Origin of the sequence: Vreelandella sp. F11, from assembly GCF_042466685.1 — a bacterium.
Lineage (GTDB): Bacteria > Pseudomonadota > Gammaproteobacteria > Pseudomonadales > Halomonadaceae > Vreelandella.
On sequence record NZ_CP170448.1, the window covers coordinates 2,101,982 to 2,125,708 of the forward strand.

The 23,727-nt window shown below is 53.9% G+C and carries 24 protein-coding genes, 1 tRNA gene, 1 other RNA gene and 1 pseudogene; 20 read left to right on the plus strand and 7 right to left on the minus strand.

The features are described from left to right. Nucleotides 1-16: 16 nt before the first annotated feature. Complete coding sequence (gene betI / locus ACFIOZ_RS09470; RefSeq protein ID WP_386083487.1) at nt 17-637, minus strand: transcriptional regulator BetI; 621 nt, start codon at nt 635-637, stop codon at nt 17-19. A gap of 148 nt (nt 638-785) precedes the next feature. Here betI and ACFIOZ_RS09475 point away from each other — a divergent pair, with 148 nt between their 5' ends. From ACFIOZ_RS09475 to ffs, 3 genes are all read left to right on the plus strand, one after another. Then, entirely contained in the window at nt 786-1,724 is a 939-nt protein-coding gene (locus ACFIOZ_RS09475) for a choline ABC transporter substrate-binding protein (RefSeq protein ID WP_386083488.1), read from the plus strand. A 100-nt stretch (nt 1,725-1,824) separates the two neighbouring features. After that, nucleotides 1,825-1,901: transfer RNA gene (locus tag ACFIOZ_RS09480), tRNA-Met, on the plus strand. 73 nt (nt 1,902-1,974) lie between these two features. Beyond that, nucleotides 1,975-2,071: signal recognition particle sRNA small type (ffs, locus tag ACFIOZ_RS09485), an RNA gene on the plus strand. Nucleotides 2,072-2,286: 215 nt separating this feature from the next. Here the strand turns inward: ffs and ACFIOZ_RS09490 are convergent. Both ACFIOZ_RS09490 and ACFIOZ_RS09495 read right to left on the minus strand, forming a co-directional pair. After that, a complete protein-coding gene (locus tag ACFIOZ_RS09490) occupies nt 2,287-2,739 on the minus strand; it encodes a LysE family translocator (RefSeq protein WP_386083490.1) in 453 nt (150 codons plus the stop codon). Nucleotides 2,740-2,747: 8 nt separating this feature from the next. Continuing rightward, nucleotides 2,748-3,692, minus strand: a complete 945-nt coding sequence (locus ACFIOZ_RS09495; protein WP_386083493.1) for an alpha/beta hydrolase family protein — start codon at nt 3,690-3,692, stop codon at nt 2,748-2,750. Between the two features lie 107 nt (nt 3,693-3,799). Here ACFIOZ_RS09495 and ACFIOZ_RS09500 point away from each other — a divergent pair, with 107 nt between their 5' ends. The 7 genes and pseudogenes from ACFIOZ_RS09500 (at nt 3,800) to ACFIOZ_RS09530 (ending at nt 8,814) form a co-directional block, all read left to right on the plus strand. After that, on the plus strand, nt 3,800-4,735 hold the full coding sequence (locus ACFIOZ_RS09500) for an AraC family transcriptional regulator (protein ID WP_386083495.1): 936 nt from the start codon (nt 3,800-3,802) through the stop codon (nt 4,733-4,735). Nucleotides 4,736-4,769: 34 nt separating this feature from the next. Continuing rightward, nucleotides 4,770-5,152, plus strand: a pseudogene (locus ACFIOZ_RS09505) (cupin domain-containing protein); the annotation flags it as partial. A 102-nt stretch (nt 5,153-5,254) separates the two neighbouring features. Continuing rightward, nucleotides 5,255-5,479, plus strand: coding sequence for a helix-turn-helix domain-containing protein (locus ACFIOZ_RS09510; protein WP_386084034.1), 225 nt, complete (start codon nt 5,255-5,257; stop codon nt 5,477-5,479). Between the two features lie 79 nt (nt 5,480-5,558). Next, a complete protein-coding gene (locus tag ACFIOZ_RS09515; RefSeq protein WP_386083497.1) occupies nt 5,559-5,912 on the plus strand; it encodes an ArsR/SmtB family transcription factor in 354 nt (117 codons plus the stop codon). A 152-nt stretch (nt 5,913-6,064) separates the two neighbouring features. Then, the gene (locus ACFIOZ_RS09520; protein WP_386083499.1) at nt 6,065-7,039 is read left to right on the plus strand and encodes a zinc-dependent alcohol dehydrogenase family protein; all 975 of its coding nucleotides are present in this window, start codon (nt 6,065-6,067) and stop codon (nt 7,037-7,039) included. A gap of 43 nt (nt 7,040-7,082) precedes the next feature. Beyond that, entirely contained in the window at nt 7,083-7,418 is a 336-nt protein-coding gene (locus tag ACFIOZ_RS09525; RefSeq protein ID WP_386083501.1) for an antibiotic biosynthesis monooxygenase family protein, read from the plus strand. Between the two features lie 502 nt (nt 7,419-7,920). Next, complete coding sequence (locus tag ACFIOZ_RS09530; protein WP_386083503.1) at nt 7,921-8,814, plus strand: LysR family transcriptional regulator; 894 nt, start codon at nt 7,921-7,923, stop codon at nt 8,812-8,814. 68 nt (nt 8,815-8,882) lie between these two features. Here ACFIOZ_RS09530 and ACFIOZ_RS09535 read toward each other — a convergent pair whose 3' ends face one another. Continuing rightward, nucleotides 8,883-9,338, minus strand: a complete 456-nt coding sequence (locus tag ACFIOZ_RS09535) for a helix-turn-helix domain-containing protein (protein WP_386084036.1) — start codon at nt 9,336-9,338, stop codon at nt 8,883-8,885. Nucleotides 9,339-9,359: 21 nt separating this feature from the next. Between ACFIOZ_RS09535 and ACFIOZ_RS09540 the strand changes: the two genes are divergently transcribed. The 3 genes from ACFIOZ_RS09540 to ACFIOZ_RS09550 all read left to right on the plus strand — a co-directional run bounded on the left by ACFIOZ_RS09540 (nt 9,360) and on the right by ACFIOZ_RS09550 (nt 13,069). Next, on the plus strand, nt 9,360-9,488 hold the full coding sequence (locus tag ACFIOZ_RS09540; protein WP_386084167.1) for a hypothetical protein: 129 nt from the start codon (nt 9,360-9,362) through the stop codon (nt 9,486-9,488). A 444-nt stretch (nt 9,489-9,932) separates the two neighbouring features. Next, nucleotides 9,933-11,639 (plus strand): acetolactate synthase large subunit, encoded by a 1,707-nt coding sequence (locus tag ACFIOZ_RS09545; RefSeq protein ID WP_386083505.1) that lies wholly within the window; start codon nt 9,933-9,935, stop codon nt 11,637-11,639. After that, nucleotides 11,636-13,069, plus strand: coding sequence for an aldehyde dehydrogenase family protein (locus tag ACFIOZ_RS09550; protein WP_386083507.1), 1,434 nt, complete (start codon nt 11,636-11,638; stop codon nt 13,067-13,069). Before ACFIOZ_RS09545 ends, ACFIOZ_RS09550 begins: the two co-directional genes overlap by 4 nt. A 78-nt stretch (nt 13,070-13,147) precedes the next feature. Here the strand turns inward: ACFIOZ_RS09550 and ACFIOZ_RS09555 are convergent, their stop codons facing one another. After that, nucleotides 13,148-14,077 (minus strand): LysR family transcriptional regulator, encoded by a 930-nt coding sequence (locus tag ACFIOZ_RS09555; RefSeq protein ID WP_386083509.1) that lies wholly within the window; start codon nt 14,075-14,077, stop codon nt 13,148-13,150. A gap of 345 nt (nt 14,078-14,422) precedes the next feature. Between ACFIOZ_RS09555 and ACFIOZ_RS09560 the strand changes: the two genes are divergently transcribed. From ACFIOZ_RS09560 to ACFIOZ_RS09590, 7 genes are all read left to right on the plus strand, one after another. Beyond that, on the plus strand, nt 14,423-15,076 hold the full coding sequence (locus tag ACFIOZ_RS09560) for a hydrolase (RefSeq protein WP_386083511.1): 654 nt from the start codon (nt 14,423-14,425) through the stop codon (nt 15,074-15,076). 198 nt (nt 15,077-15,274) lie between these two features. Beyond that, nucleotides 15,275-16,096, plus strand: coding sequence for an alpha/beta fold hydrolase (locus ACFIOZ_RS09565; RefSeq protein WP_386083514.1), 822 nt, complete (start codon nt 15,275-15,277; stop codon nt 16,094-16,096). Between the two features lie 149 nt (nt 16,097-16,245). Next, nucleotides 16,246-16,380 (plus strand): hypothetical protein, encoded by a 135-nt coding sequence (locus tag ACFIOZ_RS09570; RefSeq protein WP_386083516.1) that lies wholly within the window; start codon nt 16,246-16,248, stop codon nt 16,378-16,380. 58 nt (nt 16,381-16,438) lie between these two features. Beyond that, nucleotides 16,439-17,215 (plus strand): alpha/beta fold hydrolase, encoded by a 777-nt coding sequence (locus ACFIOZ_RS09575; RefSeq protein ID WP_386084038.1) that lies wholly within the window; start codon nt 16,439-16,441, stop codon nt 17,213-17,215. A 131-nt stretch (nt 17,216-17,346) separates the two neighbouring features. Continuing rightward, a complete protein-coding gene (locus ACFIOZ_RS09580; RefSeq protein ID WP_386083518.1) occupies nt 17,347-20,289 on the plus strand; it encodes a sensor histidine kinase in 2,943 nt (980 codons plus the stop codon). A 4-nt stretch (nt 20,290-20,293) separates the two neighbouring features. After that, nucleotides 20,294-20,929, plus strand: coding sequence for a response regulator transcription factor (locus tag ACFIOZ_RS09585; protein WP_386083520.1), 636 nt, complete (start codon nt 20,294-20,296; stop codon nt 20,927-20,929). 133 nt (nt 20,930-21,062) lie between these two features. Then, the gene (locus ACFIOZ_RS09590) at nt 21,063-21,659 is read left to right on the plus strand and encodes a helix-turn-helix domain-containing protein (RefSeq protein ID WP_386083522.1); all 597 of its coding nucleotides are present in this window, start codon (nt 21,063-21,065) and stop codon (nt 21,657-21,659) included. Here ACFIOZ_RS09590 and ACFIOZ_RS09595 read toward each other — a convergent pair. Next, a complete protein-coding gene (locus ACFIOZ_RS09595) occupies nt 21,609-22,193 on the minus strand; it encodes an antibiotic biosynthesis monooxygenase (protein ID WP_386083523.1) in 585 nt (194 codons plus the stop codon). The genes ACFIOZ_RS09590 and ACFIOZ_RS09595 overlap by 51 nt on opposite strands. A 146-nt stretch (nt 22,194-22,339) precedes the next feature. Beyond that, entirely contained in the window at nt 22,340-23,530 is a 1,191-nt protein-coding gene (locus ACFIOZ_RS09600) for a low temperature requirement protein A (RefSeq protein WP_386083525.1), read from the minus strand. Nucleotides 23,531-23,727: the final 197 nt, after the last annotated feature.

Consider the following 23,727-nt stretch of genomic DNA (forward strand, 5'->3'; position numbering starts at 1 on the left):
TTAAATAAGATAAAAATTAGCTATAAGTGTTGGATGCGGGTTGTTGGCATCCATAGTGAGCAAAAAGCTGATCGAGATGAGTGTGGGCAAGAAAGCGTGCTTCTTTAGCATCAAGGCCTTCTGGCGTTAGCGCGCCGCGGAGCCACAACCCATCAATCATGGCGGCTAAGCCGCGTGCTGCGTTGCGGGCCTCTGCGCGTGGCATAACACGCCGAAACTGATGGCATAAATTGCTGTAAAGGCGTCGATCATTGACGTTTTGCAGCCGTTGCAGCATTGGCTTATGCATGCTGCTGGCCCAGAAGGCTAACCAAGTCTTGGCAGCGGGGCCGGTGACCTGGGTGCGATCAAAGTTGCCTTCAATAATGGCACCAATATGGGCGCGGGGAGAGTCGTCTTCTAGCGCATTACGGCGAACTGCCACGGCATCGGTCAGGTCGGTCAATATCTGCCGCATGGTCGCTTCGAGCAGGCCATCCTTGCCGCCAAAGTAGTGACTGATAATACCCGCCGAGACGCCTGCATGACGCGCTATGCGCATCACCGTTGCTTCGGCCAAGCCGACTTCATCAATCGCTGCCATGGTTGCGTTAATTAACTGCTGGCGGCGTATTGGTTCCATTCCCACCTTTGGCACAGCGTTCTCCTAATTCGTTGAATGTCTAACAGGGCCGTTGCTTGAAACCCGAGCGTAGACATGATTACCTAACCATGATGGCATTTTTTTATTGAACGTTCAATCAATAAAAAGGCGCGACAATATTTATCGCTTCAAGGGGACAACGATGATGAGCAGAATTTCTTCACGCTACGCGGGTGCTTTATTGCTGGCAGCGGGTTTGCCAACGGCGGCTTATGCCAATGAGTGCAGCAGCGTGCGCTTTGCTGAAGTGGGTTGGACGGATATTACCGCCACCACTGCGCTCGCCAGCGAAGTCCTTGAGGGGTTGGGTTACGAGCCGACCGTGGATACCGTTTCCGTACCGATTGCCTACGCCGGTATGCGCAACGATGATTTCGATGTCTTCCTAGGTAACTGGATGCCTTCCATGGCCTCTATCAGCGATCCTTATATCGAGCGCGGTGAAGTTGAGCGCTTGGTAGCCAACCTGGAAGGGGCCAAGTACACCTTGGCGGTTCCCCAATACGTTTACGATGCGGGCGTAACGTCGGTTAACGATTTAGCAGAGCACGCAGATCAGTTTGATAGCAGCGTGCACGGCATCGAAGCGGGTAACGACGGCAACGAGCTCATTGAGCAGATGATCGATGATGATGCGTATGGGTTAGGCGATTGGCAGGTGATCGATTCCAGTGAAGCCGGAATGCTGGCAGAACTGCGCGCTAGGGTGCCTAATGAGCAGTGGATGGTGTTTTTGGGTTGGGAGCCGCACCCCATGAACTCCAACTTCGATATGGCCTACCTTTCTGATGCCGATGACTATTTTGGCCCCGATTTAGGCGGCGCGACGGTGCATACCAATACCCGTGCCGGATTCGTGGATGAGTGCCCCAATGTGGGAGCGCTATTACGCAATATGACGTTTACTCTGGAAATGGAGAACCAATTGATGAGCGCCATTATGGATGATGGTGAAGATCCCCGTGATGCGGCCCGTGAATACCTAAAAGCCAATGAGAGTATTCTGGATGAGTGGTTAGAGGGTGTCACCACTCGCGACGGCGAGCCTGGCGCTCCTGCTGTACGTGCAGCCATTCAGTAAGATCGCTTTGCCACGCTTTCTAACTAGTAGCGGCAAGCCGGAATCCGGCTTGCCTTTCGTTATTAAGGTAGGCATAATCTGCACCCGTTGATGAGGAAAAGGCTACGTAGCTCAGCTGGTTAGAGCACATCACTCATAATGATGGGGTCCCCTGTTCAAATCAGGGCGTAGCCACCACATCAACCTCAGCACACTCGCTACTGCCTGTAAACAGTAGGATAAATCACAGAGTGTGCCGTTATGGTGGCCCCTTAGGTCCTCCCGCAACGCTAAACTGCGAACCCCGCCAGGCCCGGAAGGGAGCAACGGTAGTGGTGGCTGCGTGTGCCGGGATGTGGCTTTTGGGGCCGCCTCCATTTCTGCCCCCCTCCATCTCTGATGTTTTCTCCCCAAATTGGCACAACGCTCTAAATTCTTGGCAGCAACTATTTCTTCGTATCATTACTACGAAAATAGCGAAGCCATTATTTTCTATTGATTGAAATCGCTATGTTTGCCGTTTTTGTTTTGTGCACTCAACCATGAAGTGAATCGCCCAGCCTTTTTTCCAGTACGTGGGCACTCAGTAAAAAGCGGTTATGCCCATGAAGATCCCAAACAGCATCAATACTCCCCCTGCAGAGTGCTTACCCCAAACGGCGGTACCGGGTTTAGCCAGTCGTGTTGCCATTGATTGAGCTGCGAGTGCGTAAGTGCTCGACACGATCAGTTTGATAAACACCAATAGCAGAATTAGTGGAAGAAACGCAGAAATGTGCGAGTCCTGTTGGGTACTCACAAATTGCGGCAACAGCGATGAGAAAAATAGAATCGCCTTGGGGTTGCCGAACAACAGCCATTGTATTGGGCTTCGCAGCGCTAACCCGTGTCCAGGTAGAATACGCAGCTCGTAAGCTTGGGCAATTACTGCTTTCAACACCCAGTTAGCTGGTGATTTTTTTCGCTTGGTCAGCCGGGCCGCTAAATTTCGGTTTCTCCTCGGTTCGCATTGAAAAGCGTTAAGGCGAGCTGCCAATGAGGCGCTCAGCGCTCTCTCACGGTGATCTTGGCGATGGCGGCCGCACGATCACTGAGCGCAGCTTGGCTCTGTGTCCAGGCTTCTCGCTCTATGCAAAATATGCTCCTTAGCCACGCCAGTGTCAGACGTCGTGTCGCCTCAAGCGCCTCGGGATCCTCTGTCTCGGTCTCTTTCGCGTCGAGCCCCGCGATTCCGCCAAGCCCATGGCCCACGCCACTGATTGTTAGCAGGGCATCGGCCCCCGGCGCGTCGTAGAAGGCATCCGCGTGCCACTCGGGGCCGCGGGGCGTGAAATGCGGGTCATCTTCCGCGCCGCAAACCACAAGGGTGGGCAATTCTATGCCACTGAAATCCACGTCAAAGAATGGAAAGCGCCGAGCATGCTCGGGTCTCATATCAGCGCCACCACGCCCTGGAGTCGCTAGTAGGACACCCGCACGGATGCGCGGATTGGAGAAATCCTCCCCATACAAACGTCCGCCCAGTATTAGGCTGCAGGTGTGGCCGCCGAAGGAGTGGCCCGCCACGGCGATCCGGTCGTGGTTCAGCCGTCCGGCTATGGCTGGAGCCTGCCGCTCGATCTCGGCTAATTGGTCGAGGATGGCACGCAGCTCGTCTACGCGCTCGCGCCAGTAGAAGGGGCCTTCAGGTAAGTCGGGGTCAAGTCCGCCGACTCGTGAACTGGCGTGGGTCGGTTGAATAACGGCAATGCCGCGTTCGGCCCAGAACTGGGCGAGCGGGGCATAGCCGTCTTTCGAGGGGATATAGTTCGATGGGCCAAAGCCGTGTGACAGGATCACTATCGGCAGGGCATCACCGGCTGCGGGCGCGGTCAGGCGCAATTCCAGAGATTGGCGGCCAGGCATTTCCAGACGGATTGGCGTGTAGGCCACGGTCATGGCGGGGGCCGCCGTCGGTAAGGCGTGAGACAACTTGATCAATCGGTTCATCTGGTGACCTCGTTTGAAGGTTGACTGATGTGAAGCAGAGTGTAGATTGCGGCATCCGTTCATGATATGAACAAAAGTCCAAAATAATTCATCAGGAGTCCAAATCTGTGTTCAGTGGCACTGAAGACCCTCTTTCAAGCGTTGTCACGCTGCTCAAACCGGCGATTTCTATCTCGAAGAGGGTCGAGGCAGGTGGCCAGTGGAGGGTCGAGAGGAATGACATGGCCAGCCCCTTCTATTGCGCGATGGTTGAGGGTGTCTGCCGGGTTGAGGTGACCGGTCGCAAGCCGGTCAGGCTAACGGCCGGAGACTTCGTCCTGATTCCCGACCTGTATGACTTCAGCATGACCAGCGAGGTGCCGCCGGAACCCAGGGAACCGGGCCAGCCACTTGAAATAGAACCCGGGCGGGTTCGCCTCGGCCCGACGGACGCCCCCGTTGAGGTGCGCGCGCTGGTCGGGCATTGCCGTTTTGATACGCCCGCGAGCGGCTTGCTGGTGTCACTGCTACCCGAGATGATCCATGTCACCGGGCACGATCGCCTGATGGCACTGCTTCCGGTGATCCACGAGGAGACCCGCGCCGACCGGTCGGGGCGTGAGCTGATCCTCCAGCGGCTGCTGGAGGTGCTGCTGATTGAGGCGCTCCGCTCGAGCCCTTCCGTAAATATGCCGCCGGGGCTACTGCGCGGGCTGTCAGATCCACAACTGGCCGCCGCCTTGCAGCGCATCCACGCGGACGCGGGTGTTGAGATTTCCGTCGCCGGGCTGGCGAAGGACGCGGGCATGTCCCGCTCCGGATTCTTCGAGAAGTTCAGGAAGGAAATCGGACGCGCGCCGATGGAATATGTGACGGACTGGCGCATGGCCATCGCCAAGACGCTGCTAAGGCAAGGCAAACTGACCAACACGGAGATCGCCCTGCAGGTCGGCTACGGATCTGCCAGTGCCTTCGGGATGGCATTTGTTCGGCATGAGGGCCTCTCCCCCGGTGCGTTTGCAGGCAAGCAAAGACGTAAGAGAGGTTCAAAGGGAGTGGCTTGAGAGAGTGGTTATGATGTTCAGGTTGTTCCCGCTCATGGAGCACTTCTCGGTAACAGCTCAGGTATTTCACGCAGGGGCTTTATGCGGCACCAATACGTTGGAAGCCGATGAGGTGTCGGGGCAGATGCACTTGGTGCGCCATGGAACGGTTAAAGTGATACATCACGATCACTCGATGAACATTACGCAGCCCAGTTCGTTGCTCTATCCACGACCAATTAAGCACCGTTTTATTACCGACCCGAGCGCGGCGCCGATATGGCTTGTGCCAGCTTACGTTTTGAGGGAGGCGAACAGAATCCGATTGCGGCGAGTTTGCCTAACGTTGTGTGTTTGCCTTTGGATTCCATTGCTGGTGCAGTGCAGGTTCTCGATCTGCTGTTTGAAGAAGTATTTACTCAGCGGTGTGGTCGAGTTGCGCTCGTTAACCGCCTATTTGAGGTGGTGATGATTCAAATACTGCGACAGTTAATGGAAAACAACGATGTGAAGGGGGGAATGCTGGCGGAACGGGCAGGTATGTCGCGCAGTGTGTTTGCTTCCACCTTTCGCGACGTCGTGGGTGATACGCCGGGTCAGTATTTGCAAGGGTGGCGTATCAGGATGGCACAGCAGGCGTTGAAGCGCGGTAGGCCGATCAAGATTATTACCGGGGAAGTGGGCTATGGAAGCGAAGTGGCCTTATCGCGCGCCTTGAAAGCCTACACGGGAATGTCCCAAGACAATGGCGAGAAGCGCAAGTAATGTAACAATGGCCCGTCTATACCGCCATTATATGCCCAGAGCAAAGGGCACCTTGCTAGCGGAGTGGGGTACCCATAAAATGCCTGATTTACGTATTGACATATCTAAAAACATCGATATAATAGAGGTCATGGAATTAATCGAAATATTTAAAGCCCTCTCAAACCGTACGCGCCTTGAAATCTTAAGAGGTTTGAAGGATCCCGTGAAGAATTTTCCCCCACAGGATGAAGGGGATGTTCATGAGGTGGGTGTTTGTGTAAGTAGCATTCAAGAAGGCGTCGGGCTATCGCAGTCAACGGTGTCTGGTTATCTTGCAACTCTGCAACGAGCGGGCCTGATCGAAGTCAGGCGCATCGGGCAGTGGACCTACTACAAGCGCAATGAAGAAACCATCAGTGCTCTTGCCGAGATCATAAGAAAAGAGCTGTAATCATTTATGTGCTAATATCGATAAATTGCGATATTTCTTTTTTTAGAAACGAGGATTTGCTATGGGCTGATACCACAAAGGCAACGTTTAAATTTTTACCATTTTAAATCGAGAAATCTCGATATACCTTTTTATAGAAGTGAGGATATACAATGAAAGCGCAGATACTTAAAGCATTTAGCGGCCCGGAAGCGTTCGAGCTTAGCGAGGTATCCAAGCCAGTGCCGCACGCGGGACAAGTGCTGGTGCGGGTACACGCAACCTCCATCAACCCGCTGGACTACCAGATACGACGTGGCGACTACCCAGACCTGGTGCCGCTGCCGGCCATTACCGGGCATGACGTATCGGGTGTTGTCGAAGCCGTTGGGCCAGGTGTAACGAGCTTTGTGCCAAGCGACGAAGTTTGGTACACCCCGCAAATTTTTGACGGCCCTGGAAGTTATGCCGAGTACCACGTTGCAGCCGAGAGCATTATCGGGAAGAAGCCGCCCTCACTGAGTCATCTTGAGGCGGCCAGCCTGACCCTGGTGGGCGGGACGGTGTGGGAAGCACTGGTCGTGCGTGCGGCGCTCAGGGTGGGGGAGAGTATCCTGGTGCACGGCGGCGCGGGAGGCGTCGGTCATGTGGCGATCCAGGTAGCAAAAGCCATGGGTGCGAGGGTGTTCACCACCGTGCGTGAAGCAAATTTTGAGTTCGCACGGAATCTAGGTGCCGATGTGGTCATCGACTACAGGAAAGAGGATTACGTTGAGGCCATCCTGCGGGAAACCGGTGGCCACGGCGTTGATGTAGTGTTCGACACCATCGGCGGTGACACACTATCGCGCAGCCCCGACGCGCTCGCTCAACTTGGCCGAGTGGTCTCGATTGTGGACATTGCCCAACCGCAAAACCTTGTGGAGGCATGGGGTAAGAACGCCAGTTATCACTTCGTTTTCACCCGACAAAACCGCGGCAAACTAGATGAATTGAGCGCATTGATAGAGCATGGCCAGCTGCGGCCGCATGTGGGCGCCGTGTATTCGCTTGCCGACATTCCAAGCGCCCACGCGCTGCTGGAGAGTCCCAACAACGGTCTTCGAGGAAAAATTGCGATTGCTGTCGAGCCATCGCTCATCTCGTAAGTACGAACTTTTAAACGTTGAACTCAATTTGAGGGAATCTCTCATGGTTTATGAAATCGCTCTGCTGCCTGTTCACAAAGAACAGATTGAACAGTTCAGACGTGCATTTGACGAGGTCGCTCCTTTGCTCACCCGTGCCAAGGGTTATGGCGGCCACATGCTCGCGAAAGGGATTGAAACGCCCGAGTTATTCAACCTGATCGTGCAATGGGCGTCACTTGAGGATCACACGCCGGGCTTCGAAGAGAGTGAAGACCATCAGATGTTCATGATGGGCTTAGAAGAGTATTTTTCGGAGGAGCCGAAGGTCTACCATATTGAGGGGCACCTTTTACTAAAGGAGAGCATGATGATCAGAACAACCCCTTTGGCACGGTAATGCCAGCATATTAGGAGGTTTGTTAGCTGGTTATTGTGAGAAACATACAGGCCTGATGTCGCTAATGTGTAGTAATCGCGGTTTGATCTGACAGTTCCGGCTTTTAAGTCCACGACTGTCAGGTCAAATTCAGCGATTCAGTGTGGCGATTTTATCGTGATCAAGCTAAATAGGCGCTGGTCGCAGACTAGGTCAACTGACTAACTTTGGCCGCAGAGGGGCTGCATATAAAGCCACTCAGTCGATCGGCTCGCAAGGTTTATTATTCGCTACTAAATGATAAGGCTAGTGGTCTATCAAAGGAGTAGCGAGTCTGTGGGACGAAGAATTGAATCCATTCCTTTCCGAAAGGTTGCTAATGGCGTCCTCTGCTAGTGAGTGGAATTGGTATCGACTGCACAGTCACTCGTTACGGCGTTGCCTAGATAATATGGCTCTTCCTATTATTGATGCGGTAAAACGCCTTTGTGGATAGCTGGGTCGCGAATTTGAGAACGCTGAAGTGAATATTGAAGAGTTACAGACATTTGTGGAAGTTGCTGAGGCTGGGGGAATTTCGCCGGCTGCGCGGCGACTCGGCGTTTCCAAGTCGATCGTTAGCCGAAGGCTTTTTCGGCTTGAAACGGAACTTGGGATCCAACTTGTAGCACGAACCACTCGCGGCGCAGCTCTTACAGAAGCCGGCGTCACATTCCGCGACTATGCCGCTAGAGCTTGCGTCGAAATTGACGTGGCCAGGGAAACGATCCTTCCCGCTGGTGACCTGCGTGGTCGCTTGCGAGTATCTGTGCCCCTCTCTTTTGGTGCAACCCACTTCGCGCCAGTGATAGCAGAAATGGCACGCCGTCACCCGCACCTTCATATTCACACTTCTTATAGCGATCATGTCGTCGACCTCATCGCAGAAGGTTATGACTGCGCTATACGACTAGGCTATCTTGAAGATTCCAGTTTGTTAGCAAGGCGTGTAGGAACCATTTATGGAACGGTTGTTGCGAGTCCTGACTACATCAAGGCGCACGGGGCACCGGAAACACCAGAAGAGCTCCTTGCCCATCAGGCTCTGCTGCAGGGCACCGAAGCCTGGCAATTCATGGATGGCGACAAGATCATCACGGTTCGCCCGCAGGGGCGCTTCAAAGCCGATAGTGGTATAGCGCTGGTCGCAGCTACCGTTGCTGGTCTTGGCATCGGTATGCTTCCCAGTGCGCTTGTTAAGGAATATATAGTCTCTGGCGCGCTCGCTCCGATTATGACTCGCTTTCCTGTACGTCCTGGCGGTGCCTATGTTATCCGCCCGCCAGGGCACCATCCCGCCCGAAAAATACGAGTTCTTACTGAACTGCTGATGGAATATTTCGAACATAATCTGCACTTTGCTGAGCTAAATCACTAAACCTCATGCGATATGCAGTCTGTAATAAAAGCTGAGCCGTTGTCGGCTTTAAAGCGCTTTATATCTAATTATAAGCGGATGACTGGATAGGGCGTTGACGCCTGGCTGCGATAGGGGACGGCGACAACATAACGTTTGCGCCAGGTTTGCGGCGACAAGCCTGTTTCGCGTTTAAATACTCGGCAAAGATGCGATTGGTCGCAAAAACCGTATCTCAGTGCTATCTCACTCAGGGAGCACTCCGAGGAGAGCATATATTGCCCTGCAGCCTCTACGCGTCTTGCAGTTACATACATCAGCGGCGTTACTCCCATTGTCTGTTTGAACAAGTGCGAAAAATAACTGGTGCTCAGGCCCAATAAAGAAGCGAGCTCGATTGTGCGGATGCATCGGCCGAGGTGCTGATCTATGAAGTCATTGACACGAGCAATTTGCCACCGGGCTAACCTACCGGTGATTCTGTTCTGAGAAGGTTTGCTGTCACTGTCAGCGGTAAGCAAGGAGATTGCCCGAAGCAACTGCATTGCAGCTGCGTCTGGATCTCGATGAATAACTCTTTCCGTCTCTATCAGCAGTGTCAGTATTTGCCTGGTCTGTTTCAAGTAGTCGGCCCTTCAGAGTTGGTTTTGTTTAATGGCTTTGAAGTCGTCGATAACCCAGCGGATTTCCAGTAGACGTTGCCAGCGGTGCCGTTGCCTTTGGTTAGTACTATGCATGTTCACATGTTCGTTTCGGTAGTAGCGTTCGGTGATTAGCTTTGTCGCGAAAAGGGGAACGCCCAAGGGGGGAATGTTGCGCTCTTCGTAGCTGCTTTTGCGCTACCTAAAGGGGCTTTGGGCGTCGCTCATCACACACGCATCCAAATTGCGGGTCGTCATCCAATAAGAAGCGCCGATTCTTTGTGATAGTGACGAGGCGTTTCACAAATTTCATCGCGCTCGTCAAGGGTGAACAGCACTGTTATTCGCCGATGATCAAGCATGGCCTACTAGGAGGCATTTGGCACACTGCGGATTATCGCTAACTACGTCAGCAGATCCGTTCCGTTCACGCCACCAGTACTGAATAGGTACTTTACCCTCCCTATCCCATACGGCCCGCGCCAGGAGAGTTCCATCATGACCAAAGCATCCGATCTGTTTATCCAGTGCCTGGAAGAAGAGAAGGTGGAGTATATTTTTGGGGTTCCTGGTGAGGAGAATCTCGATATGCTCGACAGCCTCAGCCGTTCGACTACGATTCAACTGATCCTTACCCGGCACGAACAGGGGGCAGGCTTCATGGCTGCAACCTATGGCCGGCATACCGGCAAGGCAGGGGTATGCATGGCGACGCTAGGGCCAGGCGCGACGAATTTAGTCACCGCCGCCGCCTATGCGCAGCTTGGCGGGATGCCAATCCTGATGGTCACTGGGCAAAAACCGATTAAGAAGTCGAAGCAAGGCCGCTTTCAGATCCTCAATGTGGTTGACATGATGAAGCCGCTGACCAAGTTCACTCATCAACTTGCCAGCGCCGACAACATCCCCAGCCGGCTGCGTGAGGCGTTCCGGCTCGCCGAAGAGGAGAAACCCGGTGCAACGCATATCGAGTTTCCAGAGGACATCGCCGCCGAGAAGACCGAATCAATGCCGCTCAAGCGCAGCCACATTCGGCGACCCAATGCCGATGTGAAGTCGATTCGCGCGGCGGTGCATGCCCTTGAAAATGCCAAATCGCCGATCCTGGTGGTCGGCGCAGGTGCTAACCGCACCATGACCTGCCGGATGTTGCGGCAGTTCATCGAGAAGACTGGCATTCCGTTCATTACCACTCAGCTCGGCAAGGGCGTGATCGACGAACGTCACCCCAAGTTTGTCGGCTGCGCAGCGCTGTCATCGGGCGATTTTGTCCACCGCGCGGTCGAGGCCGCCGACCTGATCGTCAATATCGGTCATGATGTCATCGAGAAGCCACCGTTCTTTATGCAGGCAGGCGGTACACCGGTGATCCATATCTCATCCAAGACCGCTGAGGTTGATCCGGTCTATTTCCCACAGATCGAGGTTGTCGGCGATATCGCCAACGCTATCTGGCAGATCAAGCAGGACATAGTCCCCAATGGCGGCTGGACGTTCGGTGCGATGCTGGCGGCGCGTGAGGGCCAGGTCGCGCACACCGCGTCGATCTCGGGGGATGCACGCTTCCCTATTTTCCCACCTTATCTGGTCGAACAGATCCGCGCGGCAATGCCCGAAGACGGCATCATCTGCCTCGATAACGGGGTGTACAAGATCTGGTTCGCGCGCGACTATCCGGCTTACCGTCCTAATACCGTGCTACTCGATAACGCGCTCGCCACGATGGGGGCGGGCCTGCCCTCGGCCATGGCATCGGCAATGGTCTACCCCGGTCGCAAGGTGATGGCGATCTGCGGCGATGGTGGATTCATGATGAACAGCCAGGAAATGGAGACCGCCGTGCGCTTGGAGCTCAACCTCACCGTGCTGATCCTTAACGATAATAGCTATGGCATGATCCGCTGGAAGCAGTCGAACATGGGCTTCAAGGACTGGGGGCTGAACTATGGCAACCCCGATTTCGTCAAGTACGCGGAAAGCTATAGCGCATTCGGGCATCGTGTGGAAAGCGCTGAGCACCTCCAGCAGCTGCTCGCGCATACCCGCGACACGCCGGGCGTTCATCTGATCGACTGCCCAGTTGATTACTCGGAGAATGACCAGATCCTCAACATCGACATCAAAATGCTGTCGAAAGAATTGCAATCCTTGTGTCTTTCTCCGGCTTCACCGGAGAGCGGGATGCATCCCGGGAGTTTCGAATGACCAAGCTCAAGTCCATCTATCCGCTCTATCTCAACAACGTGGCGCAGCAGCCGAACACCGATCTTGCAGTGATCGACAAATTCACCGGTGAGGTCGCGTTCCATGTTGCCCAGGCCGATGCCGCGACGATAGACGCGGCGATCGCCGGCGCAGTCGAGGCAGCAGAGCCAATGGCGCGAATGGCGAGCTACGAGCGCCAGGCGGTGCTCAACCATTGCGTTACCCGCTTCACCGAACGGTTCGATGAGCTTGCGTACGCACTGTGCGTCGAGGCGGGCAAGCCGATTAAAGATAGCGAGGGTGAGGTCGGTCGGCTGATCGATACCTTCCGTATCGCCGCCGAAGAGTCGGTGCGGATGACGGGAGAAGTTCAGTCACTAGACATCTCGCCGCGCGCTAAAGGCTATCAGGGAATCTGGAAACGGGTACCCATTGGGCCCTGTTCGTTCATCTCGCCGTTCAACTTCCCGCTTAACCTAGCTGCCCACAAGATAGCCCCGGCGCTTGCGGTGGGCTGTCCGTTCGTGATGAAACCGGCAAGCCGCACCCCCTTGGGCGCGATCATTATCGGCGAAGTGCTTGCCGAGACCGACCTGCCCAAAGGTGCTTTTTCGATTCTGCCCGCCAGCCGCGGCGGTGCTGATCTATTCACCACCGATGATCGACTCAAGCTACTCTCGTTCACTGGATCACCCGATGTTGGTTGGGATCTCAAGGCGCGCTGCGGCAAGAAGAAGGTGGTGCTCGAGCTTGGCGGCAATGCCGCGGTGATCGTTGATGCGGATGCTGATCTTGACGATGCGCTGGAGCGTGTCGTTTTCGGTGCTTTTTATCAGTCGGGTCAGAGTTGTATAGGAGTGCAGCGCATCATCATTCATGCTGATGTCTACGGCCGCTTCCGCGACATGCTGGTCGACAGAACAAAGACGCTGGTGGCGGGAGACCCAAAGCAGCGAGACACGTTCATCGGCCCAATGATTCATGTCAAGGAAGCGGCGCGGCTCGAATCCTGGGTCAACGAGGCCGTCGTTGCTGGTGGTACTCTGCTCTGTGGCGGCAACCGCGAGGGTGCGATGCTTGCCGCCACCCTGCTCGAAGCCGTGCCTGCCGACACTAGGGTTGTCACTGAAGAGGCATTCGGGCCGGTCGCTGTGCTGTCACGCTTCACTGATTTCAATGCCGCACTCGCCGAGGTCAACACCTCTAAATTCGGGCTGCAGGCGGGCGTCTTTACTCGCGACTTGTTCAAGATGTTCGATGCGTGGGATCACCTTGATGTGGGTGGGGTGGTGATCAACGATGTGCCCAGCTATCGCGTCGACAACATGCCCTATGGCGGGGTCAAGGATTCGGGGCTTGGCCGCGAAGGTGTGCGTTTCGCGATGGAGGACATGACCGAAATCCGTAATTTGGTGATTCGCCGTACATAAGGCGCTTTTATGAAGGGAAGGAGCTGGGTCTACCACATGGCGACCCACTATCAAGCCTTTCGATAATATACGGGCGTTTCAAGACGCTCTTTTACGTTTCTCAACTGGGCGCGATAGACATCCTCCACCCCATAAATACGAAGACTGCTCAAAGTACTCGATCAGCATCTCGGTAAGGATCCGGATTTTCCGCGCGGGATGCTGGCCTGGCGGGCGGATAACATAGGCACCGGCCGGAGGGGGAGGGTAGCGCGTCATAATGGGAACAAGCGCGCCAGATGCCACATGTTCCTGGGTAATGAAATTGGGCAGCCAAGCGACGCCAAGCCCAGCTACAGCAGCGGCGGCGAGGGCGGTGGCGCTGTCGGATTTGAACCGCCCTTGCGGGTGCACCGTTATGATCTTATCTCCGTCCATGAATTGCCAGGCTTCCGTACCCTGCATGAGAGCCTCATGGGTCAGGATGTCATCTGGCTTCTCCGGCGCTCCATGTGTCTTGATATAGCATGGGCTCGCAACGAGGTTGCCAAAAATCGAACCAACGCGCCGTGCTTTCAGGGTCGAATCCTCCAGAAAGCCAAGCCGTATAGCACAATCATAACCATCGGTGATCAGATCAACACGGCTATCACTGTAGCAGGTGTGTATGTGTAGTTGAGGGTGTCGTCGTGCCATTTCTGCCAGAACCGGAGCGAAATGCGTTGGCCCAAACGATAGTGGAGCTGCGATTCTCAGGCGTCCGCGAAGTGCACCGTGGGGTAGAATTGCTTCTCTAGCCACGTCGGTTTCCACACAGATTTTGGCTGCATAGTCTCTAAAGGTAGTACCTGCTTCGGTAAGCGCTGCCCCGCGGGTGGTGCGCGAAAGAAGTTGAACGCCCAGTTCCGCTTCGAGACGGGTGAGTCGGCGACTGACAATCGACTTAGCGATACCGAGCCGGAGGGCGGCAGGTGAAATGCCTCCAGCGTGAGCAACCTCTACGAATGTCTGTAATTCTTCAATGTCCATTTTAGCGTTCCACGAATAGCAACAATGGTTTCTGCAAAATGGTACTACTCGGCTGAAAAACCTAATAGGACAATACTGCTGCAAATGAGAGTCCGCTTTTTGGGCATGCCTTGTGCTTTCGCCAGAACAGTGTGGTGCCGCTCTGGGCACCTATCTAGCACAGGATGTACGACCCTTCGATACCCCCTTCATTGTTCCCCATTCTGCGACACAGCTTAGCTTCAAAGGGGGCTACTGCGCCGAGTATATGTGCAGCAGTATCTAGTTCCGAGCAATGTCGCCGCTGGCGCATTGCTAACGGGAAACCAAGCTCGCAAAAATTGACAACTGACAGAGGATATTTTCATGACTTTTCGTAATGGCCTTGTGTCTCTTCTTCGTCCCGAAGACTCGGTATTGGTGATGATTGACCACCAGCCTTACCAGCTCGCGAATCTGAACAGTCACGAACCAACGATGGTAATTAATAATTCGGCGGCGCTTGCGAAGGCTGCTAAAGCCTTCAATGTTCCCACCATCCTGACGAGCGTGGTCGCTGCTCAGGGCGGCGACATCTTTCCTCAGATCACTGATGTATTCCCTGGCCAGGAGATTATCGACCGTACGTTCATCAACACTTGGGAAGACAAGCCAACAGTGGACGCGGTCAAGGCGACGGGCCGTAAGCAGCTGATTATCGCAGGCCTTTGGACAGAGATATGTGTTGCTATGCCCGCTATCCAGGCTGCTGGCGAGGGCTGGGACGTCACTGTCATCACGGATGCTTCTGGCGGTACGTCGGTGGAGGCCCACGAAGTCGGCATACAGCGCATGATTGCGGCCGGCGTGAACATGATGACCTGGATGGCATTGGCGTCCGAATGGCAGCGAGACTGGGCGCGAACCGAGCACCTTGCCGAGGTGCTCGAGGTCATGAGGCAGCATGGTGGTGGCAGCAGTATCGCTTACATGTGGGAGCAGCAATTGCTCAATACGCCGGTGCCTAGTAGCGCAGGATAATCTGAGCAGGGATGACGAGACTTTTCAGCGAGGCTTCGCGGGAAAGCTAGTAACTGTAAGAGTCTCGTCATCCTTCTTGCAACAAGCCGTCACTACTCCTCCGAACCTCTATTCATCCAAACGCGACATCTTTGTTCTATCGCCTTCGTTATTAGCGACTTATTGTCCCACTGGTACTCACCAACAGGAGCAGTATCCATGACTACGTTCACTACCAGCGATAACGTCTCACTTTTCTATAAAGATTGGGGCTCGGGTCAGCCAGTCTTTTTCTCCCACGGTTGGCCGCTTTCCTCAGATGCCTGGGATAACCAGATGCTGTTCTTCGGCCAGCAGGGTTATCGGGTTATTGCCCACGATCGCCGGGGCCACGGGCGCTCGGAGCAGACCTGGGAGGGCAACAATATGGATCGTTATGCGGACGATCTCGCCGAGCTGTTCGAGCATTTGGATCTTCGCAATATCATCATGATTGGTCACTCCACCGGTGGCGGCGAAGTGGCGCACTATATTGGCCGCCATGGTTCTGCGCGGGTGGCTAAAGCCGTCTTGGTTGGCGCAGTGCCACCTTTGATGCTGAAAACCGAAAGCAACCCCAACGGTACCCCAATGGAAGCCTTTGACGGCATTCGTGCGGGTACTGCCTCGAACCGCTCGCAGTTTTTCCGCGACCTGACCGTGCCGTTCTACGGTTTCAATCGGGAAGGGGCTGCGGTCAATGAAGGTCTTCAGGAGGCGTTCTGGCTGCAGGGCATGCAGGGCGGGATCAAGGCACACTATGACTGCATTCACGAGTTTTCTGAAGTCGATTATACCGCTGACCTAAAGGCTATCGACAAGCCCGTATTGTTTATCCACGGCGATGACGACCAGATCGTCCCGCTCGCCGCTTCTGCTGAATTGGCTGCTGAGATCGTCAATGACGGCATCCTGAAAGTCTACCCAGGTGGTTCGCATGGGCTTGCCCAGATTGATGCCGACCAGTTCAACACAGATGTGCTGAGCTTTATTCGTAGCTGAAACTTCCCCGACGCTCGAGCAGTTAGCCGGGCGTCGCTCACCGCACTCTTATACCAATTTCAGGCAGTTATCCAAGATTCAGCGAGGGTACTTTGCGACAGTGTACTGGCGTTTCACGACATCCATCAAATTTGTCAAAGGTGAGCCCAATGCAGAATTCCCAGCTTAAAGTACTCACGCCCAGCAACTCACAGCTGGACTATTCACAGCCGGACTATGCACAGCTGATCTTTATCGATCAACAGTCGCAGATGTCTTTCGGTGTGCAGTCTATTGGCCGATAAGCTCCGCACAACGATGAAGCATTATTCAATGCATCTAGCGGGCCACTAATTGTCGATCGTGGGCCACCATATCTGCTTTATTCAAGGTGACTGGCTTATCCCTGCGGTATGGGATAAGTTTGAGCGCCACTTCAAAGCCTGCGGTTACACCTGCAGTGTCCTGTCGCTACCCGTGCCGGGTGAGCAGGGGTGGTATCAAGTTCTTCATGGCAAAGAGGCCAGGTTTTCACCTCTTAAATGCCTTGTGGATTTCTACGCGGTGCAGATTGCAGGTTTTTCGACGCCACCTATTCTGATTGGTCATGCGATGGGTGGGCTGATCGTTCAACTGCTGCTTGATCGTGGTATAGGAGGGGCTGGTATCGCCATTGCCTCGCGACCGCCGCAGCGGGTCTCACTTGGCTGTCGCTCGTTGCTGCAGATACTCACGGCAAGCGCTGAGAGATGGCAAGGCATGCGCTTTTTGCGCATGACGCCTGCGCAGTTTTTCTGCTGTGTAGCGCATCCGGCTCCCCGCCCGTTAGCAGCGCCGCTGTATGAGCAGTTGGTTGGCAGAGTCCCGCAAACCCTGATGATAACGGCGGCACTGGGCGTAGGTGGCAGACTACTCTTCAATCAGGAGCGAGGGCCGCTCTTACTGATCTCGGCTAGTGATGATCGAATGGTTGCCAGTTCTGTGGTTTTAGCCAACTATTTCTATCAGAGACGATCCTTGGCGCCGACAGACTACATCTCGTTTTCTGGGCATGGTCATCTGCTTATTGTGCAGCCAGGCTGGGAGCATGTCGCGGATCGAATTATTGAATGGCTTCAGCAGCAGTTGGGCCGGTTTTGAAACTGGGCAATGGCCTTGGTACTTAACACATGCTGTATGTGTATTCCTTGCGAACATATGTGATTTTGCTGCTGTGCCTAGTACTTGGCTGTTTTGCGTGCTCAAGTGCAGTGGCGCGAATCTCGAATGACATGGATCACCGCCGCTGGACTGCCAGTGACCAGGGCCCGACTGCAGTGGGCGCACTTGCACAAACCGTTGATGGGTACCTTTGGCTGGGTACTCATGACTCCTTGTATCGCTTCGATGGTTTCGAGTTCGAGAAATTCGAGCCTGCTGACGGTGAGCCGCTGGGCGTGGTTTCAGCGCTTGCCAGCACCACAGAAGGGCTGTGGGTGGGGTTTCGTATCGGTGGAGCCCGTTTAATCAGCGCAAATGGTGAGATGCTGCCGGTTGATCCAGGCCTTCCAGATGGTGTGGTATACAGCATTGCCGAGGATCAGCAGGGGCGAGTCTGGGTCGCGGCGGATGAGGGGCTAGCGATCCATGACGGCACAGGTTGGCGCCCGATTGGTCAGGAGAGGGGCTTTACTGGCCGCCATGCTCGAGCGGTGCACGTGGATACAGATGGATATATCTGGGCAGCGAGCGAAGAGGAGCTTTATATGTTGCCTCCGGGTGCACCTTCGTTCATGGGAACGGGTATCAGGAGTCAATCCTTCAGCGCTATAGCTTCATCCCCCTCAGGCGACGTTTGGATAACCGATCGCTCCAGTGAGCGATTACTGCGTTTGACAAATAAAGGCTTTGCTAGCGTCGAGTTTGAAGAGATACCGATATCAAATGCGAGCAGTATCGTTCTGGATGAGCAGGGAGGTGCCTGGCTGGGCACGCGTGGATCCGGTTTGTACTACCTTGCTGACGGAAAGATGCATGTGCCTACAGAGGGCCGAGATGTAATCAGCTCCTATACCGCTCGTGACGGACTCAGCTCTGATTATGTATTGGCCCAGTTCATTGACCGTGATGGCACTCTGTGGGTAGGCACGGATGCAGGCCTGGATCGACTCGATCGTAACGACCTGACTCCTCTTGCCTTATCTAACGGCGTGGGCAGTACTGCACTGGCAGTAGATGATGATGGTTTACTTTGGGTCGGCTCCGACAACGGCCAACTGAAGGGCATTCGCAATACTCGCCATTCCACCTTAGAAGTAGACATGCCGATCAACTCATTAGTGAACAGTGAGCAACACGGTTTGTTGATTGGTGGGCATCAGGGCATTTTTTCACTTGCGGACGATGAACTTGTGCGTATCGCCGCATTACCCGTCCAATCCACCCCGGAATCTGCCGTTAGGGCAATGGTGGTAGGAAAAAATGGCGATATATGGGTCTCCGTCAACAGAGAAGGGCTATTCGTCTGGTCTCATGAGCAATGGCAATATATTGACCCATTTAGTGATTCGGAGCGTCAGGTGATGCCTGTGAGCGCCTCCCGAGGTCCCTCAGGGAAACTGTGGTTCGGCTACCGAGATAACCTATTGGTGTCCTATGCCGAGCAGACGTTCGAGCGCTGGAGCTACCAGGAAGGGCTGGACATTGGTCATGTCACAGCCATGCTGCATCTCCCCGAACGCACCTGGGTAGGTGGTCAGCATGGCCTGGCATACCTCAAGGATGGACGCTTTCATCGTCTAGATCTGCCGGCTGCCGAATCATTTCAGAATATTTACGCCTTAGTCGCCGTGCCGGCCGAGAAGAGCGTAGAAGAACCTGGGATGGACATCTGGGTTCATAGTCGTGGCGGCATCTTTAAGTTGCCTGCAGCGGAGATCGATCGGGTGATAGCTGGCGGTGACACTCTTCTGTATAGCTCTCACGATCACATTGGCCGGCTACCCATGGATCCCCACAAAGTATTGCCACTGCCCACTGGAGTCTCTACGCCCGAAGGCTCACTATGGTTCGCCACCGGCCAAGGCGTCGTCCGTGTTGATCCTCATAAACCAAGTGATATGACACATCCACCCGTCATTTCAATCCAGGCGCTTACAGCCGATGGTGTCGAAATTGACATCTCCGCCGCACCTGTTCGTTTATCGGCAGCACCGCAAAGGCTGGTGATTGACTATTCTGCGTTAAACCTCGCCGCACCAGAGAACATGCGCTTTCAATACCGTCTCAGTGGTCATGATGCGCAATGGGTTGATGCAGGTCGTTCCAGGCAAGCTGTTTTCTCACGTCTACCCCCCGGTAATTACGAATTCCATGTTCGTGTGCTTGATGTGAGTGGGCAATTCCATCGGCCTAATAAAGCTTTGATTTTCAACGTTCCCCAGGTTTTCTATCTGCGTCCATGGTTTTTACTACTCTTCTCAGGGGCGCTGTTGGCACTGGTGTTCTGGATATCCCGTGTTTATACGCAACGGGAAAAAGCAGCCCTGCGAACGCGCCTGGAAGAGCGTTTTCATGAGCGTGAGCGCATCGCACGCGAGCTGCATGACACCTTACTGCAAAGCGTTCAGGGCATGATGCTCAGCTTCCAGGCGGTCGCCGATAGTCTGCCTAAAGAGTCCCGGGCTCGTCATGCGATGGAGCATGCGCTGGATCGCGCCGAGCAAGTGATTGTCGAGGGCCGGGATCGAATTACAGGTTTGCGCGGCGAGATAGCACCGGCGGAAGATCTGGCTGTTGCATTCCAATTGTTACAGCAGGAGGCTGACGCTTCGGTTTCTGTAGCCTATCGTGTCAGCAACGTGGGGCAGCCGTTGACTCTGCGCAATGAGGTTCGCGACGTTTTCTATCAGGTGGGAAGAGAAGCGGTTTTCAATGCATTGCGTCATGCCGAGGCCACGCAGATTTCCGTTACCTTTACCTACGCTAAGGACAGATTCGAGATGCTGGTTGCTGATGACGGAGTGGGCATCGATCCACTCTACCAACGAATGCGCGGCAGACCTGGGCACGGCGGTTTGAGGGGCATATATGAGCTTGCCGACAGAATTGAGGCCACTCTGATGATCGTGAGCAGCGACAGGAGCGGTACGCGTATCAGATTGTCACTGTCTGGCACCATTGCCTATGCAAAAGCACTCGATGACAAACAAAACCGTTCAATCAGGGCAGGGTAAAGTTATGGTCGCACATCAGGACGCCATCTCCGTATTGGTAGTCGATGATCATTCTCTGATACGCGAGGGTATTGCGGCAGTAGTGGGCAATTATGAAGACATAAGCGTGGTGGGTGAAGCCTCCAACGGGCTGGAGGCCATCCGCCTATACCGGACAACGCGACCGGACGTTACGCTTATGGATGTTCAGATGCCTGAACTTAATGGCATTTGTGCCATTAGCGCCATCATGTCGGAGTTTCCGCAAGCATGCATCGCGGTACTCACCACCTACCGAGGGGATGTAAGGGCGTTGCAAGCGATCAAAGCGGGCGCGCGCGGCTATCTTTTAAAAAGTATGTTGCGCCGTGAGCTCATTGACACGATACGCGCCCTGGCAGCCGGTAAACGGCGTTTCCCACCGGAGATAGCGGCAGAGCTGGCAGCCCATATTGATCAGGAAGGTTTGACCGGCAGGGAGCTTGAGGTACTGCAGTGTGTCGCACGCGGCTTGTCGAACAAGGAGACTGCTGTCGCTCTAGCGATAGGTGAAGAGACAGTAAAAGGTCATCTTCGCAATATCATGGATAAACTCGGAGCCAACAATCGAACACATGCGGTGACTATTAGCATTCAGCGCGGGATTATCGATCTTGCGTAACCCCCCCTTTAGTGTTGTTAAATGCCTCCCCGTTTGGGGCTGTGTGATACCCCGCGCTAACGCCATCCTATAACACTTATGGTGACGAATTAACAAGTTACCAGAGTTTGCCCTTGGCCAAGGAGCGAGAGCTATGAACGGGAGTGTTAGCACAGGTTACTCATTGGACAACAACGCCTTCAATGGTGCTGACCACTTAAAACGGGGTAAGCAACTGCTGACGCTACTGAAGGAAACGGAGAGAACCCTTCACGGTGATCCCGACATCGCGTCGACTTACCTCAATGAGGCGATCGCTTTGCTGGCAGATGGCAGTCAGGATGCGCCTTCACCGCATAGACATAGGGGAGGGTTGGCACGCTGGCAGATATCGCGAATTGACGAATTCATCAATGAACATCTCGACCACTGCATACGAACCACCGAACTTGCTTCATTGTTGGGTTTGAGCGTTAGTCATTTTTCGCATGCGTTTAAACAGACGACCGAAATGACCCCACTATCGTATGTGACTGCTAAGCGTTTGGAGTCAACGCAGCAAAACATGGTCTGTTCAACACTTTCCTTGAGCGATATTGCGCTTAGCCACGGATTTTGTGATCAGTCTCACTTTTGCCGCGTGTTCAGACGCGAAACAGGACTCTCGCCGCAAACCTGGCGAAAGCTGCATACTGATGTGCTAGCGGAACAACCAGCCCGCCACCAGTCGCACAACCTTGGGCATGATTAAGTAGACGACGAGGGCAACTATAGTCGCGGCGATAATCCCATGGCGCACACCCCAGACGGAGATTTCAGGAAGTATATTGAATAGCGGCTGATACAGCGCTGGCACTATTATCGTTAGCGGCCATATTACTGCGGTTGTTATAAGCCATTGTTTCCATCTAGTGGGTTGCTTGGCTTTTGAGGCTGGGGGTGTGAACCAGAAATCAATCCCACTTTTGATTTCCAGTTGCTCATCAGAAGCGAGCGCGAAAGCGATGGACGATAACAACTCCTTCCGAATGTTTGAGCCTAGCCATGCTTCTGCAGCGGAATTGCTGGAAAACCGTACGGCAATCTCAAAGGTGTCGTGCCCTTCGGGGGGACGAAGTATATGAACGCCTTCATGACCCGGAAATTCTGCTGCGGCAGCAATTATTTGCTTTAACCAAGTTTCGTAACGTTCTCTGAATTCCGGGCGGACGGTATGCCTGATAATGATCGATCTGCCAGCGTTGTCATGCGCACTAGGTACAGATTCTGTTGCTTTACTATTCATGGTGATTCTCCGTGATTGGTGCGATAGTCATGGGGTCAATTATTCTTACGTCCGTGAGGGCGCGATCCTATTGAATTTCAGCTTGTGACGTGTGCCATTAATCCAGCCCGGACAAGGCAGTTATGGTGGGTTCAAGAGTCCATTGCTCAAATTTCATGAGGAGTTTCTTGTTTGATGGATCTGCATGCGTATTGATTTCGAACTGCAACGCCAATGACCAATAACGTAGCGATGCCCTCGATGGGTAGTATTAGAGGTGAGAAAAGAAGCACAACGGCTGTTAATAACAATATGTAGCGCCCAGTTCCTTCCAGTTCGAATCGTTCTCTTATCAACCAAAGCCCGAACAAATAACCACTAATAGCAACCGCTATGGTGTGTAAACCAACTGATTTGGATAAGCTTGAATAGCCGGTGACCACATCTACCAGTACAGCGATACCTACACCAACGGCTGCCCCAGACATGTAGATCAATAGATGACCGTACCCCCATAGCAATGCTAGCGACAAACGCGGGTGGGCAACATGCTCTTCTTGTGAGAAGTAAACCCACCAAAGTGCGAACATCAGAACCAAAGAAGAGATGACAATACCAATTAACTCCTTGCTTATGTTGTCGCTTGCAACTCGTTGAATGGCTAGGCTGCCAGCCAGTAGTGTTTCTCCCAGCACAATAATATTAAACAAGCCATATCGCTCAATGAGATGCCGTCGATGCCAAGGAGTGGTGCAGTTACTCTCCGCATATGCTGGAACCATTAATTCGAACAGGGCACCGACAGCATAAAAACCTACCAATAGGCTTGCTGCTATTGGCTGGGCGAGCATCAATCCCACCCAATAAACCTGAACAATTGCGATACCGGTTGCATACCGGTAGGCCGTCAGTCGACGTTCCGGGTCGTGCCTTGCCGCCCTCAACCAAAAGCAAACCATTGCAAGTCGCATAACGACAAACCCTGCGACGATCATGTCTATGTTGTTTGTCTGAAAGAATCGATCGATACCTGCGGCCATAATAAGCGAACCTGCCATAGCCACTATTGTTAATACTCTATGCAGACTGTCGTTGTTGTCGTAAGCAGAGGCGTACCAAGTGAAGTTCATCCACGCCCACCAAATGGCAAAGAAAGACGCTGAGAACTTCAGCACCCCCTCAGTTATGTGGAAAGCTAAAATGGCATGATGAAGACCTGCCGCAGCGGAGGCGACTGCAATGACCGAAACCAGATCAAACAGCAGCTCAAGCGGTGTTGCCACTCGGTGAGGTTCAGCAGCATCTCTTGGCACAAGAGGTAAAATGCCAAGTCTGCTCAGTATTGGTTTACTTTCCATTAGTACTTGCCACCGAATAAATGCGTGCATTGAAGAAGTCGAGGCAAAGGTAAGAAGCGATGTAGGCGTGCCAAGTAATACTTCAGACGGTTCTTTGAGTGTTTTCAGGGTATCAATCGAGGGGCACGCATAAGGCTTTGGAGGAAAGATAAAACAGACTGAACCGCGCTGGCTTGTACAAATGCCCGGTGGATTGC